The organism is Ferrimonas lipolytica, assembly GCF_012295575.1.
Taxonomy (GTDB): domain Bacteria; phylum Pseudomonadota; class Gammaproteobacteria; order Enterobacterales; family Shewanellaceae; genus Ferrimonas; species Ferrimonas lipolytica.
Map to the genome: position 1 here is coordinate 1,050,267 of NZ_CP051180.1, position 14,550 is coordinate 1,064,816.

A 14,550-nucleotide genomic window follows, 5' to 3' on the forward strand; every position below is an offset into this window, starting at 1 on the left:
TTTGACTCCCTTTATACTTTACGAATGTTGATTCGGCAGTTGGCAACGCCAGTACCTTTTTCAATCGGTGAGTTATAGTCGTGTGAGGTAAGCGCGTTTGAGTTGCCTCCGGTGCAGGTACCGTTCTCAGGGTTGAAACGCAATCCTTGTCCAAGCCCGACGACGCCTTGCATGACCCGCGGAGTAACCTTGGCTTCAACTTGGGTTTTACCTCGAGGTGATTCGATCTCGATCATGTCGCCACTGCTAATGCCTCGAGCTGCAGCATCTGTAGGGTTGACCCAAGCGGCTGGGCTCATCGCCTCTTTTAACCAGGTGCTTTGATATTGTGTGTGCACATGAGCTTTGGTGTGATAACCGCAAAGTTGAAGAGGGAAATCATCCAAAGCTTCATTGCTGTCCAAGTAGGATTCTGGACCCACCATAAATTTTGGAATGGCGTTAATGTAACCACCGGAATCCTTTGGCCAGTAATCCGGGATTTCACTGATTTCGGCGAACTCTCTGAGCGAATGAGAGTAGATGTCAATTTTGCCGGTTGGTGTTTCAAGTGGCTCGGTGCCATATTGCACGTAATCCCAGTAACCTACGTGCCAGCGGGCGGATTCATCGCTATCTTCCACTGGATGGGCCCACTTAATCATCTGCTTCTCTTTCATCTCAGCCCAGGTTTCTGGCATGTAAGAGTGAAGATCAGGGCGGATCATGCGGGTGAAGTTGTAGGTTGCCTCAAGAGATTCCTCGTCGTTGCTGCAGCCTGAGCTGTATACGTCGTCAATACCCATTCGCTTAGCGATCTCCAAGCAGATCTCAAAGGTGGATTTCACATTGCCAACGGGTTCGATGCCTTGGGTAGCTATAAGGAAGCCCATGGCGCCGTTGTTCATGTTGGTTGATGCAAAGTCGTCGCGTTCATACATGGTGCTGTCTGGCAAGATGTAGTCGTTGACATACATCGAAGGCGTCAGGTGAGTGTCGATGGTTACGATCAGTTCCACTTCCGCGGGATCTGACAGCAGCTCACGGATCTTATGGGTATCACCCGCTTGGTTAAATGGGTTACCGCCACGAACAAAGAGGGCTTTGAGATTTTGGCCGATAACGCCATCGCCACTTTCATCGAGATCTGCTGGATCCAGCACCACGTTATCTTTGATAACGCTCATGGTTTCGCCTTCACGGACCAAGCGTGGCCAAGCGTGATAATTGACACTACAGGTGATTGGGTTTGGTACTAGAGGGGGAAGCGAGAACATGTATCCTTTAGAATCAGGCAATTCTCCGGTGCTGTTACCGCGATTACCTACTGCGCCAACCAATAGGGCGAGCGTGGTGACTGAGCGTGCATTATCCTCACCGGTTAGCTGACGTTGCACCCCCCAACCAGCAACGACATAAGGGTTTTTAGCTGCTGCGAGCTGTTCGGCAGTGGATTTGATCACCGACTCTGGTACGCCACTGATTTTGGCTGCCCAGGCTGGGTTTTTGGCGACACCATCTTTGAGACCAAGAATATGGCCTCGATACGACTCTTCCTCAGTTACTGCAGGCAGAATACGATTATTGTCGTGGGGACTGATCATCTCCTCTTCAGCAAAAAAACCGTAACATTTTTCACGCAGATAGGACTCGTTGATCAGGTTGTTTTCGATAAGGTGATAGGCCATACCCTCGATGAGTGCGGCATCGGTGCCTGGGCGGACAAAGTGGAATTCTTGTTCGCGGCCTAAACAACTATCGGTGTAGCGTGGGTCAAAGACCACCATCGGCTTACCCTCAACCACGTGGTTGTATTCGAACCCAAGTCCGCTTCCGCTGGCATTGACCTCAAGCGGGTTAAAGCCGAACGACAGTATAAAGTCACTGTTCTGGATCTCCACGACGGAGGAGAAATCTCGCTCATGGCGGAACTTACCGAACACGTAGCCCATGATGCGTTCGACCTGCGAGAAGCTCATTGCGCTGAATGGGGTGATGCATCCGCCTGCTGCACAAAGTAAATTGTCTACCCAAAAAATAGAGTGGCTACCGCCATGGTTAGTGCCGGTTCCACGCATGACGGCCTTAGGTCCGTAGTTTTCATAGACTGCAGAAAGCTTTTCGGCGATTTCATCGAAGGCTTGTTCCCAACTGATCTCGACATAGCTGTCTTTATAACCGCGAGGCCCGACTCGTTTCAGTGGGTTCTTAATTCGCTCGGGCGCATAGATTTTTTGAGCCGCAGACATGCCTTTGGCACAGGGACGATGCTGACGAATATCGAAGCCATCTTCATAGAAATCTTCTTGCTCGATGCGATTTAATACGCCATCGCGGCTGATTACCTTAAATGCGCAGGTCGCAGCGCAGTTTGCTTCGCATGCCGAAAGTGTTTCGACTTCAGCTACCTCTGGTATTGTGGGTACTGGCTCATCGTTACTTTTACTGCCACAAGCGGTGACACAGCTAACAGTACCTGTGGCGGCACTGAGTTTTAAGAAGTCTCGTCTTTGCATAAATAGTTTCCTTTTTAAAATTTGTTAGAGTTATATCAAGGGCTGCTTCACGTAATTAAATGTGTAGCCTGAAATTATTTGATAAATACAACATTCTTCGAGCATTATGACGCCTGAATAACTTGTGAGCTTTGGGTGTGATTTAAATCGATATGAATAAATTATTTACTTATATATTTCTACTCTTGATGGGGTTAATTTACGACGTCTTGCTAATGCGTTTAACAGCTCACTTGTCAGCATTGCCATTCCTCGATAAAATCCGCTATTAGCGTGAATATCGATACACTCTAGCAAGCGATTTGACCACGGCAGTAGATGAACACTCAGTAGCTTGTCCAACGCCGTTAGTTGATTGTTATTTAGTAACTCTGAGATAACTCCAAGCATCAGACCTATATGGTCATAGGGTTGATTTTTATCTAAGTTAATTTCAATCTGCCAAGATCTTAAGAAGCGTGTGTAGGCTACGCAGGTAGCGCCAAATAGCAGATTCTCTTTATCCGTATAGACGCTGCCCCAAGGGTAGGCTTTCATCGCGCCAGGGCCGATGAATAAACTATAGTAATCTCGCTCAATCTCTTTATCTGACATAGTTAAAAGAGAACGTTTGATAAGCTCAATTGCAAGGTTGTGTCTCTCCACTGAACCCATTGTGGGCCAGCTGTTTAAAAAAACAGGTTCGCGGAAATTTGCGAGGAACTCCGGAGTGGGTTTGATAAAATATAGGTTATGCAAAATACCACTAATTGCCGAAGCATAATTGATAAATTGTGAGTTATTCATTTATTATCCGATTCTGTCATTGCACAGTTAATTAACTAATTTTCATCTTGCCGATGAATCATTTTCTGATTAAGCGGCTCGATGAGTTAATATGCTTCATATCTATTTGGGTGTTTAGTTGTTGCTAAACCTCAGTTTCATTAAGAACCTGGCCTTCAAGGCTGCCACTAACTTTGGCGCTTTTATTTGGTGTAATTAGTAGGTTCGGTTGGGTTATCTCAGATGCTGGCAATGGTGCAATACTGCTGTCAGATGCATTTGGATACTTCTCTAGCAAAGATTCAGTTGTTCCAAAGTCTAACGCTCGACCAGTGCACGCAGAGACACAGCTTGGTACTTTATCCATTGCCAATCGGTCTCGACAACCATCGCACTTGTAAGTCACTTGGCGCGCGTTATCGAACTGCGGAGCATCGTATGGGCAGGCGCGAACACAGGCGCAGCAACCAATACACAGCTTCTGATCGATCTGCACCAAGCCGTCACTATTTTTGTAGCAGGCACCCGTGGGGCAAGCAGCGACACACACAGGCTTGTCGCAGTGGTTGCATCCTACTGACATATAGTAGACAAACACTGAACTTTGCAGAGTGTTGTTGGCCCCTTCGGTACAACCGCCACCGCCATATTCGTAGACGCGACGCAGTAACACATCTTCACTTAGATTGTTCTTATCTTTACACGCAATATGACAACCTTTGCAGCCAGTGCATTTGCTGGAGTCGAAGTAGAATGCGTACTTTTCATTGTTATCCATTTTTCTTCTCCTAAGCTGGCTTTACGTTGACGAGGATAGTGTGTTGAGCGTTACCCTTGCCACTGGCCTGTGTCCTTAAGGATGTCAGGGTATTAATACAGCCCCCTTCATCGACGCCGTTGACGTCTTTAAACCACATGCCCTGAGGCAGCGCAGCAACACCGGGGATGATGCGCGGAGTGACTTTTACCTTTATCTTGATGGTGCCTCGCTTGGAGGCTACTAAGGCATAACTGCCGTCGGTGACACCATAGTTGTCGGCGTCTTGAGGGTGCATCCAGATGGCGTCCTCGTAGGCGGTACGTAGCCAACTTAGATTGTGATAGCTGGAATGGGTGCGACCTTTGCTGTGGAAACCAAAGCATTGCAGCGGATAATCCTTCTTGGTTTCAAAGTCTTCGTAGCCTTCCCAAGTACGGACATATTTGGGGATAGCAGGGATCTCTTCGCCCTCTTCGAGCTCGAAGGAGTCGGCCAACTCTTGCATCGCTGCAGAATAGATCTCAATCTTGCCTGAAGGTGTAGGCAGTTCTGCTTGGCCATCTCCAGCGATATATTGCTGGAGAGCAATATTGGGCATAACCGCAGAAAGCCGAACCGGCTCTCCCGCCATAAATGTTTCGAAGTCTTCTGGCAGTTGCGTAGCAGTCTCGGGGAAGTAGCCGGCATAAAACCCACGGGTTACCGCATAGCTATAGGCAAGCCACTCTCGGTAGCTGCGGCCTTCTGCATACTCTGTCTCCAGCCCAAATCGTTTAGCCAGTTGCAAACAGACCTCGAAAGACGACCTGCCATCGGCAATGCTTTTAACTTTGGAGGTTGCCGGAATAACCAAAACGCTTTCAGCACCGCTGTTGATCATCAGGTCATCACGCTCAATGTCCATGAGGTCTGGTAACAGAATGTCAGCGAACTTGGCTGAAGAGGTCATGTTGATATCGTGTACCAAGATAAACTCAACCTTGCTTTCATCACTAAGTACCTCAGCACACTTGTAGGTATCGCCATGCTGATTTACTAGGGTGTTGCTGGCGTGGTTCCATATAAATTTTATGTTTGAGTTGAGTTTTTCGGCACCCCGAACGCCATGTGATGTTGCAGTCATCTCGATGCCACGCTCTACGGCATCGAGCCAGCTGTAAAATGGAATGGTGGCCTTTACGGGGTTTTCGCCTGAGGAAATTCCGATTCCCCAGGGAAGGCTGTACATGGTGTTAGCTAATACGCCGTTATTGGTTCCTGGGAGGCCGACCTTACCGAGCAGCAGTGGCAGCATCATTACCGAGCGCACATTCTGTTCGCCGTTAGCGTGGCGATTAGGGCCATACCCCATCACCACGAAAGGACGTTCTGCACTCCAGAGTTTTTCTGCCAGCTTCCGAATGGTGGCTGCCGGGATGCCGGTAATGCGTTCAGCGTATTCCGGCGTTTTTTCAGTGCCATCTGGGCCTAAACCTAGGATATGGGATTTGTAGTCGGCACCTTCGTCGGCGGTTTCGGGCATGGTAGTGGCGTCATATCCAACACAGTACTTGTTGAGAAAGGCTTCATCTGCCTTATCGTTGGTGATGATTTCGTAGCCCAAAGCCTCACATAGTGCGGCGTCAGTTCCCGGGCGGATTGGTACCCATTGCGACCCGCTGAGCATGGAGTCGGTGTATCTGGGATCGACAACGATGGTTTCGATGCCATCGATTGCTTTCTGCCACTGGAATTGCCCAGCCACGCCGCCGGTTGAGGTTTCTGCTGGGTTGTAACCGAGTGAGAAAATCAAATCACTTTCTTGCGCGACACTCATGGAACTACCTGTCGCTTCCACCGTACCAAAGGTGCGGTAATACGCTTCCATCACTCCGGCATAGCTATAGCCATAATAGCTGCCTAGGTGGCCTCCAAGCAGATTCATTAGCTTGGCGCCCCAGACACCGGCTCCATACCAATCCTGACCAGACATCGTTGAGAAAACGGTGCCAGATCCGTTTGGAAAGTAAACCGCTTCGTTACCGTATTCATTGAGAATTCGACTGAGGTTAGCGTGGATGGTGTCGTATGCTTCCTCCCAACTAATTTCGACAAATTCGCCTGAGCCTCTGGGGCCAACTCGTTTCATAGGAACTGTCAATCGTTCTGCCGCCAATACCTTCTGGCGAGCCGAACGGCCACGCAGGCAGGCGCGGTGTTGCGGGTTGCCACTGCTGTCTTCGATAAGATCGTCGGTCTCGATGCGAGTCACTACGCCATCTTCGGTGATCACCTTGATTGGACAAATGCTGGTGCAGTTGGAGCTGCAACCGTACCAATGGACTTGTTCATTACTGCCTTCTGGTATTTGAGGTAGCGGAGTATCGGAGTCCTTGCTGCCGCAGGCAGTGATGCAACTGACCGCACTGGCGGAGGCACTGAGTTTTAGAAAATCACGTCTTTGCATAATGTTGTTTCCTTTTAAAACCATTACAAATCGTAACTAAAAGTCAGCATGACCGAGTGTGCGACGTAGTTGCTGTTGAGGTTGCCCAAGGTGGTGTAGCTGCTGCTGTTGACGCTGCCGAAGTTGCTGTCGTAGTAGCGCTCGTAGCCGTAGTTGGCCTTGACCTTGGTTTGTTGGCTGAGTTGGTACTCGGCGTAGAGGTCGACGTTGTGTGACCAGGCGGTGTAATCGCCATAGGCACTGCCGGTGCTCAGTTCGGTCTCGGATTCAGACTCGGCGTAGCCGTAGTCGATGCCGAGGGTGAGCTTGTCCTGCATCAGGCCGGCGTAGCTGGCACCGAGGCCGACGAAGCCGAACTGGTCGCTTAAGTCGGTGTTATAGCGACTGGCCAAGCTGAGGTCGGTCTGCTCGGAGTCAATCCACTGTTGGCTGGCAAACAGATACAGGTCGAGCTTGGTCATCGGCTGGTAGTTGATGCTGACGTCGTAGCCGGTGTCGGTGGACTCAGTCAGGCCGATTTGGGTGTCGCTGTAGTCATCGATGGCGTAGCGCAGCTTGGTGTCGATACTGAGGTCAGCCAGTGGGGTATGACGAATCGCCAGTTCAACTTGGGTGCGGTCACGGTCAGCAATGTGGTACTTACGCAACAGGGCGTTGTCCTCGTCGCTGGTGGCGGCATCGGCCTGATAGCCGGAGCCATCGCGGCTGCCGAATTCGGCATCGAGGTTGAAGTCCCAGTTGGCCAGACGGGTGTAACGCAAGCTGGCAAACAGACGGTCTTCGCTGGTGTCCTCGGTGACGGTATCGGTGAGCTCTTTATCGATGTACTGATAGCCTGCAATCAGCTTGGCCCCGGTCATCATCCGGTAGTTGGCTTGCAGCTGATAGGCGGTGCGCTCGCTGTCCAGCGCGACGTTTTCAACAGCGCGGCCGTTGCTGGGATCGAAGTCGATAGACTCAAAGGCGCGAATCGGCGTCTTGTTGTCGCGCTCTCGATAATCCACTTTTGCCTTGATGCGTAAGGCACTGCTGGCACGGAAGTTCCAACGGAGATTGATGTCCCAAGTTTCGACTTCAGCGTCGGTACTGGTGATGCCGGGTATGGCACCGTCGATGGTGACAAAGTCATCGTCCTGATAAAGCCAGCCACGGACTACCCGGCCGCTGAGGCTGTTATTGTCAAAACGATAGAGGCCGTCAGCACTGACTCGATGGGCTTCGTTATCGGGCGCATAGGCCTGAACGTTACCGCCGATGGAGTTGTTGATGCCGGAGAGCTTGTTGTCGAACAGGCTGCCGTGATAATTCAGGCCTGCAAGCCAGTGTTGGCCGCTAAGCTGGCCGCCGGCGGTGATGATCTGGGTTTGGTTATCGACTGGAGCGACGTAGTTGGCCGGGGTGGTGGAATCATTGGCGTCGGGGAGGTCGATAAACTGGCTGGATTTGACCTGCTGGCCGGTCTTATCGGTGTAGCGATAATCGATAAATGTATTCCAGCCAATATCGCTGCTTTCGCCATTCAAGGCGATGCCAGTAAACCAGTTCTCGCGCTTAAGCTCGAGGGTGGTGTTGTGAGCACTACCTGTATCGGTAATGACGTCGTTGCCAACGGCATAGTCAGTCATGGCGTCATCTGCGTTGACATGCAGGATGGACTGATAGCCACCGTGTAGGCGCAGGATATCGTTGCGATACTGACCTTCAATGCGGCCGGTCTCTAGCCCGAAGTCGTCGGCTTGAAGTTGTACTCGGGCACCATCGTTGGTGGCATCGATATCGGCCTGAAGGGCACCGGTGAATCCGTCTTCATCGCCGAAACGGGTGGCTGCGCGGGCATCGTCGGCATCGACGTAGAGGGCACTGATGCCGATGTAGCCATCATGCTGTTCGATTACGCAGCGTTTGCAACTCCATTTGTTCTTGTTGATGCTTTCGAGGTTGGCGTCGTTAAGGTCAAACCCGGAAGCGTGTGCGGTGCCGGCGCTCATGATGGCGAGGGCAACCAGACTGAGTTTTGCGTTCATGCTTGCTCTCCTTATTTACGTAGGTAATTACCGCTAGGGTGGTTGGAGCCGTGAATCTGGTTGTGGCAATTCAGGCAGCTCTGCCCGGTGGTAAAGACGTTGCCGTCGGTAGGTTCAACGTTGAACTGGTGACCGTCGGGCTGGTGGCAGTTCTGACACAGCTGCGGGGCCTTGCGGGTTAGCAGGTTGTCGTTGACGCTGCCGTGAGGGTTGTGGCAGTTGCTGCAGTCATCGACGACCGCTTCGTGTTCCCACAGGAATGGACCACGCATCTCTGCGTGACATTCAAAGCAGCTGTCGTTAACCGAAGGTTGTTTAAGTGCGGCCTCTGATAGGGAGCCGTGGGGCGTATGACAGTCGCCGCAGACCATGGCGTTGTTTTCCAGCGGGTGGCTGCTGCGTTTGTGCATGGCGGCGCGCTGCTCGGTATGACAGCGACTACAGACGGCGTTTTGTTGATTGCGAGCTAGTATCGTGTCGTTGGCTGCGTGAACTTGGTGACAGCTGACGCAGCTGACGTCGGCATCGACATGGACGGAGTCATGCCAAGCCAGGCGCTCATTGTCTTGGTGACAAGAAAGACAGACAGTGTTTTGGAGTTCGGCGGAGACGTTGCCGTCGGCACCGAAGGCAATCATGGGTTCGTTTTTGCCCTTGTGCTTGCCTTGAGGGCCGTGACAGCTTTCGCAGTGCAGCTGTGCCATGGGACCGTCGCTGGAGGCAGTGTTGCCATGGGCACCGGCGAACAGGGCCATGACGGTGTCGGACTTGGCGTGACACATGAGGCAGCTGTCGGCGCCCTTAGTGGAGTATTTGCCAGCGATGAATTTATCTTGCAGCAACTGCTGAGTCGGTTGCAGGGGTTTAGCGCTTATCGTCGGTATCACAAACAGACAGCTAAGCGCCAATGCTTGTTTCTTCGTTATTTTGGTTAGGCTCATGGTCTTCCTTAGATGTGGAGATCCGTAAGCTGGAGATTATGCAGAAGTCGCACTTCCTCAAATATTAACCAGTTTAATGTTGGCGAGGTTTGGAATCTAAGTTTCGACTCAGACCTTTTCTGATGTGAGAAAAACTAGAGGTTGAACACAAAATGCAGATAGTTGATTGATATAATTTCGATAAAAATATCTTGCATATGGTTGTGATAGAACAGGGTTGGTTTAAAAATGTTGAACGGTGAAGACAGAGCAACTTACGAGTATGTTAAGCGATCATGCGCGAGAAGTTTTCGTGATTTCTTACGCATGTATGAAATATCTACTTCATCTATTGATAATATTTCTTCAGCCTCTTACGTAAGGGAGGTATCTAAGGGGGAAAGTATTAGCCTTGATTATGATTCTTCAGCAATAAATTATTTGGAGTCTGGCCTGCTTAAAAATGAACTTATGTTGGTTGAGGATAATGCTCGAGTTGCAAGTTTTGTGCTTCCAGGTTGGGGGTTTTATGGAGCGCCGCCCTCTTCTAGGTTAGTTGCTAACTACACAGCCTTAAAAGACTGCAAGGTCATTTCTGTGCCAGGTGTGCGTCTTAGAGAACTCGCTCAACTCGATGCTGCAATATTTGATTTGACGCTACAAGTTTATACGTATCAACTTTATCATGAGCGGAATTGGTGGGTTCTAAATTCAGTGATAGATAAAAAACAACATGTGCTTATGTCTTTGTTTTTTATATGTATTTTTCAAATTGAGAGTAACCCAAAAGTGGTTGTTAGGCATCAGGACTTAGCCGATATTTCCGGCGTTACTGTTCCTTATGTCGTCTCGACAATCAACGAGAGCACTGCTTCAGGAGCCTTCAAAAAGTGTTATGGGGGGATAGAGGTTCTTGACCGCAAGAAATTTATTGAATTGGTTGATTGGAAGTTAATCAAGGAACTTATCGAGCACATACCTCAAATTCTTTAGTAGGCACATTACTTTTGGTAAAGTAATTATAAAGCCCTCGCGATTGCGAGGGCTTTTGTCTTAGCGCTGCGTCATTACTGACTTATTGCAAAAGTCACAACTCATTAGGGTTCATTAGTTGAGCGGTAGCATTCTCATGCTTGCTTTTCTTAATAATAACATTTGGTGAAGTAATGCTTGATGATGGCAGTGGGCTAAGGTCGGCATTATTCCCATATTTTGCTGTCAATTCTTCCATTGTGCCGAAGTCTAATGCTCGCCTCGGGCAGGATGAAACACAAGTGGGTAGTTCTCCTTTTGCAATGCTTTTACGGCTTCATTTCGAGGGTGCTGGCCTTTTTACAGAGCAGCGTTAGAGCTGGGTTGGGTTGTTGGCCGCATAGGAGCAGTTCAGCAAAGCGTTTGGGACTGCGACCTAAGGCAGAGGGTATTGCAAAGGGGACTAAGCGCCCCCTAATACACACAAGAATGTGTCGTCGCTACCGCGACATCCGCCCCTAAAGACTACTGCGACCGCGGGAGCCAATATTGCTCGTTGGCTTTAAGATCGCTGCTGACAAAATATTAATATCGCCAAAGCATGAGCCGTAAGGTGAATTTCTGGGACAATGCCTGCGTCGAGAGATTGTTTCATTCGCTAAAGGTCGAGGCTACCTAATATAAACCCATCATGGATCGTGAAACCATGCGGCAGGCCGTATTTGAGTAGATTGAGGGTGATTACAACAGAACGAGAAGGCACAACCCTCCTAGCTATCTCAGCTCAGAAAACAATGAACAAAAGAATAGTGCTTAGTCCGGTGTCGACTTTGACCGGATCAAATTGCTCAACAACGCCCCCTGAATTGATTGACCTTCTGAATGTTTAAATTCTCGGTCTGAACTCCCAGTTGCTTGACTTTATGTTAATGCTAACTTTTATATTTTACACTCTAAGTAAATAAATCATTTTATATTTTAGTTAATAGATAGGCCGCTTAATAGGCTTAATTAAGCGGCCTTGTATGTTAAACCTCTTTTAGGTTTATGATATATCCTTCGGCACTTCCAGATGCTTTAGCATTAGGGTTGGCACTGATGAACAGATTGGGGGTAGTTATCGAAACCGATGGCAGTGGAGCGGTATCAGCTCTTGCTGCATTAGGGTATTTTGAAATCATTTCATCCACTGTACCAAAGTCGAGTGCTCGCTGAGTACAACTAGCAACACAGTACGGTTGTTTGCCTTGCGCAAGTCGATCACTGCAACCATCGCACTTAGTCATTACTTGGCGAGCCGTATCAAGTTGCGGAGCATCATAGGGACACGCCTGAGCGCAGCTACCGCAGCCAATACACACCGATTGATCGATTTTAACTAATCCATCACTAGCTTGCTTGTACATCGCGCCTGTAGGGCATGCCTTGACACATACCGGCTCACTACAGTGATTGCAACCAACGGAGGTATAATACCCAAATACTGTTGTAGTAAATGTATTATCGCCGTTATCGACACACCCGCCACCAACGTATTCATATACTCGGCGGGGTATCTCGTTTAGATTGGACTCTAATTTTACTTTGCAAGCCATGTGGCACGCTTTACAACCATTGCACTTGGTTTGGTCAAAATGGAATGCCAATTGAGTTTCATCTGTCATGTCTTTAGCCCCTTTTAAAGTTTACGAATATTGATGCGACAAGTGGCAACACCACAGGCTTTATCAACCGGAGAGCTATAGTCATGTGAGGTCAGTGTATTAGAACTGCCGCCTTTGCATACTCCCCCTTCTGGATTAAATTTTAACCCTTGACCAAGAGCAACCACCCCTTGCATAACTCGTGGGGTTACCTTAGCTTCAACTTGGGTCTTGCCTCGCGGTGATTCAATCTCAATCATATCGCCAGAGACTATTGAGCGCGCGGCTGCATCAATCGGATTAACCCATGCGGCTGGGTTCATCGCCTCTTTTACCCATGTACTTTGATATTGAGTATGTACCTGAGCCTTAGTGTGATAGCCGCAAAGTTGCAATGGAAACTCATCAAGAGTCTCGGAGCTATCCAAGTAAGACTCGGGACCAATCATAAATTTGGGAGTGGCGTTAATATAACCACCAGAATTTTTAGGCCAATATTCAGGTATCTCACTTTTTTCAGAATATTCCTGCAAATCGTGTGAATAGATGTCGATCTTACCGGTGGGCGTGTTCAAAGGTTCGGTACCATATTGTACGTAATCCCAATAGCCAACGTGCCAGCGGGCGGATTCATCGGTGTCTTCCACCGGCCGAGCCCATTTCACCATTTGCTTCTCTTTCATCTCTGCCCAGGTTTCTGGCATGTAAGGGTGAAGATCAGGGCGGATCATACGGGTGAAGTTGTAGGTAGCTACGAGTGCCTCTTCGTCGTTGCTGCAGCCAGAGCTATACAGTTCATCAATCCCCATTTTTTTGGCGATTTCTAAACAGATTTCAAAAGTCGATTTCACATTGCCAATTGGTGGTATTCCTTGAGTGGCAATAAGGAAACCCATGGCACCGTTATCCATGTTGGTAGCAGGAAAATCTTCGCGCTCATACATGGTACTGTCGGGCAAGATGTAGTCATTAACGTACATCGAGGGGGTCAGGTGAGTATCGATGGTGACAATAAGTTCTACCTCAGCAGGATCGGTCAGCAACTCACGGATCTTCATTGAATCGCACTGCTGGTTAAATGGGTTGCCGCCGCGCACGAAAATAGCCTTGGTATTTTGTCCAATAACTCCATCGCCATTAGCATCGAGGTCGTCGTCCGCAATACGAATGTTATCTTTAAGTACAGTCATGGTTTCGCCCTCACGGATCAGTCGCGGCCATCCATGAACCGGCACTGCGCAAGCGATTGGGTTGGCTACCAATGGTGGAATGGGGTAGAGGTAACCTTTTGAATCAGGCAATTCGCCAGTGCTGTTACCGCGATTACCTACTGCTCCAACCATTAGCGCTAAGGTAGTCACAGAACGCACATTATCCTCACCGGTAAACTGACGCTGCATCCCCCAACCTGCAACGACAAAGGGACTTTTGGCTGCTGCGAGTTTTTCGGCGGTAGATTTGATTGTACTTTCAGGTACGCCACTGATTTTGGCTGCCCATGCTGGGGTTTTGGCGATACCGTCTTTGAGGCCAAGGATGTGACCACGATAACTATCTTCCTCAGATACTGCAGGTAAAACACGATCGCTGTCATGAGGGCTGACCATTTCGTCTTCGGCGAAGAAGCCGTAACATTTTTCCCTTAGGTAGGTCTCATTTATCAGGTTGTTTTCAATCAGGTGATAGGCCATGCCCTCAATTAGGGCGGCGTCGGTGCCTGGGCGTACAAAGTGAAACTCCTGTTCTCGACCCAAGCAGCTATCGGTATAGCGCGGATCGAAGATGATCAGTGGCTTGCCATCAACCACGTGGTTGTATTCGAACCCCATGCCACTGCCGTTTGCAGCGGTTTCCAGTGGATTGAAGCCAAACGACAAGATAAAGTCGCTGTTTTGCATCTCTACTACTGATGAAAAGTCGCGTTCGGCATCGAAACCACCAAATACGTGACCCATGATACGTGCGACTTGAGCAAAACTCATGGCTCCAAATGTTGTGATGCAGCCACCGGCTGCGGACAGTAGGTTTGTTACCCAAAAGCCTGAATGACTCCCCCCATAATTGGAACCACCGCCATTCAGTACCGCTCGAGGGCCATAATTGTCGTATATTGCCGTTAGTTTCTCAGCGATTTCATCAAAGGCTTGGTCCCAACTGATCTCGACGTAGCTGTCTTTATAGCCACGAGGCCCAACCCGCTTGAGAGGGTTTTGAATGCGATCAGGAGAGTATATTTTCTGGAAGGCGGCTAAGCCTTTGGCACAGGGGCGATGCTGACGAATGTCAAAACCATCCTCGTAGAAGTTCTCTTGTTCGACGCGTTTGAGCACGCCATCTTGGCTGATGACCTTAAATGCGCAGGTTGCGGCGCAGTTTGCTTCGCATGCCGAAAGTGTTTCGACTTCAGCTACCTCAGGTATTGTGGGTACTGGCTCATCGTTACTTTTACTGCCACAAGCGGTGACACAGCTAACAGTACCTGTGGCGGCACTGAGTTTTAAGAAGTCTCGTCTTTGCATAAATAG

Annotated in this window: 9 protein-coding genes and 1 pseudogene; 2 read left to right on the forward strand and 8 right to left on the reverse strand. The window is 49.3% G+C overall.

Annotated features, from left to right (window positions below):
- Positions 1-11: 11 nt before the first annotated feature.
- The 6 genes from HER31_RS04940 to HER31_RS04965 form a co-directional block, all read right to left on the reverse strand.
- Complete coding sequence (locus tag HER31_RS04940) at positions 12-2,495, reverse strand: molybdopterin-dependent oxidoreductase (RefSeq protein WP_168659554.1); 2,484 nt, start codon at positions 2,493-2,495, stop codon at positions 12-14.
- A 165-nt stretch (positions 2,496-2,660) separates the two neighbouring features.
- The gene (locus HER31_RS04945; protein WP_168659555.1) at positions 2,661-3,281 is read right to left on the reverse strand and encodes a TorD/DmsD family molecular chaperone; all 621 of its coding nucleotides are present in this window, start codon (positions 3,279-3,281) and stop codon (positions 2,661-2,663) included.
- Between the two features lie 124 nt (positions 3,282-3,405).
- Positions 3,406-4,038 (reverse strand): 4Fe-4S dicluster domain-containing protein, encoded by a 633-nt coding sequence (locus tag HER31_RS04950; RefSeq protein ID WP_168659556.1) that lies wholly within the window; start codon positions 4,036-4,038, stop codon positions 3,406-3,408.
- A gap of 10 nt (positions 4,039-4,048) precedes the next feature.
- On the reverse strand, positions 4,049-6,466 hold the full coding sequence (locus HER31_RS04955) for a DMSO/selenate family reductase complex A subunit (RefSeq protein ID WP_168659557.1): 2,418 nt from the start codon (positions 6,464-6,466) through the stop codon (positions 4,049-4,051).
- A 23-nt stretch (positions 6,467-6,489) separates the two neighbouring features.
- The gene (locus HER31_RS04960) at positions 6,490-8,490 is read right to left on the reverse strand and encodes an MtrB/PioB family decaheme-associated outer membrane protein (protein WP_168659558.1); all 2,001 of its coding nucleotides are present in this window, start codon (positions 8,488-8,490) and stop codon (positions 6,490-6,492) included.
- Positions 8,491-8,501: 11 nt separating this feature from the next.
- Positions 8,502-9,431, reverse strand: a complete 930-nt coding sequence (locus tag HER31_RS04965) for a DmsE family decaheme c-type cytochrome (RefSeq protein WP_168659559.1) — start codon at positions 9,429-9,431, stop codon at positions 8,502-8,504.
- 228 nt (positions 9,432-9,659) lie between these two features.
- On the opposite strand from HER31_RS04965, the gene HER31_RS04970 reads away from it, so the two are divergent.
- Both HER31_RS04970 and HER31_RS18780 read left to right on the forward strand, forming a co-directional pair.
- Positions 9,660-10,403: a Crp/Fnr family transcriptional regulator gene (locus HER31_RS04970; protein ID WP_168659560.1), complete on the forward strand. Its 744-nt coding sequence runs from the start codon at positions 9,660-9,662 to the stop codon at positions 10,401-10,403.
- Positions 10,404-10,908: 505 nt separating this feature from the next.
- Positions 10,909-11,199, forward strand: a pseudogene (locus HER31_RS18780) (IS3 family transposase); the annotation flags it as partial.
- 211 nt (positions 11,200-11,410) lie between these two features.
- On the opposite strand, the gene HER31_RS04975 reads toward HER31_RS18780, so the two are convergent.
- A complete protein-coding gene (locus tag HER31_RS04975; RefSeq protein WP_168659561.1) occupies positions 11,411-12,046 on the reverse strand; it encodes a DMSO/selenate family reductase complex B subunit in 636 nt (211 codons plus the stop codon).
- A gap of 14 nt (positions 12,047-12,060) precedes the next feature.
- On the reverse strand, positions 12,061-14,544 hold the full coding sequence (locus HER31_RS04980; protein ID WP_168659562.1) for a molybdopterin-dependent oxidoreductase: 2,484 nt from the start codon (positions 14,542-14,544) through the stop codon (positions 12,061-12,063).
- Positions 14,545-14,550: the final 6 nt, after the last annotated feature.

Bases quoted from the DNA above. Each gene is read 5' to 3' on its own strand.
- HER31_RS04940 (WP_168659554.1), bottom strand. From the start codon at position 2,495: ATGCAAAGACGAGACTTCTTAAAACTCAGTGCCGCCACAGGTACTGTT.
- HER31_RS04945 (WP_168659555.1), bottom strand. From the start codon at position 3,281: ATGAATAACTCACAATTTATCAATTATGCTTCGGCAATTAGTGGTATT.
- HER31_RS04950 (WP_168659556.1), bottom strand. From the start codon at position 4,038: ATGGATAACAATGAAAAGTACGCATTCTACTTCGACTCCAGCAAATGC.
- HER31_RS04955 (WP_168659557.1), bottom strand. From the start codon at position 6,466: ATGCAAAGACGTGATTTTCTAAAACTCAGTGCCTCCGCCAGTGCGGTC.
- HER31_RS04960 (WP_168659558.1), bottom strand. From the start codon at position 8,490: ATGAACGCAAAACTCAGTCTGGTTGCCCTCGCCATCATGAGCGCCGGC.
- HER31_RS04965 (WP_168659559.1), bottom strand. From the start codon at position 9,431: ATGAGCCTAACCAAAATAACGAAGAAACAAGCATTGGCGCTTAGCTGT.
- HER31_RS04970 (WP_168659560.1), top strand. From the start codon at position 9,660: ATGTTGAACGGTGAAGACAGAGCAACTTACGAGTATGTTAAGCGATCA.
- HER31_RS04975 (WP_168659561.1), bottom strand. From the start codon at position 12,046: ATGACAGATGAAACTCAATTGGCATTCCATTTTGACCAAACCAAGTGC.
- HER31_RS04980 (WP_168659562.1), bottom strand. From the start codon at position 14,544: ATGCAAAGACGAGACTTCTTAAAACTCAGTGCCGCCACAGGTACTGTT.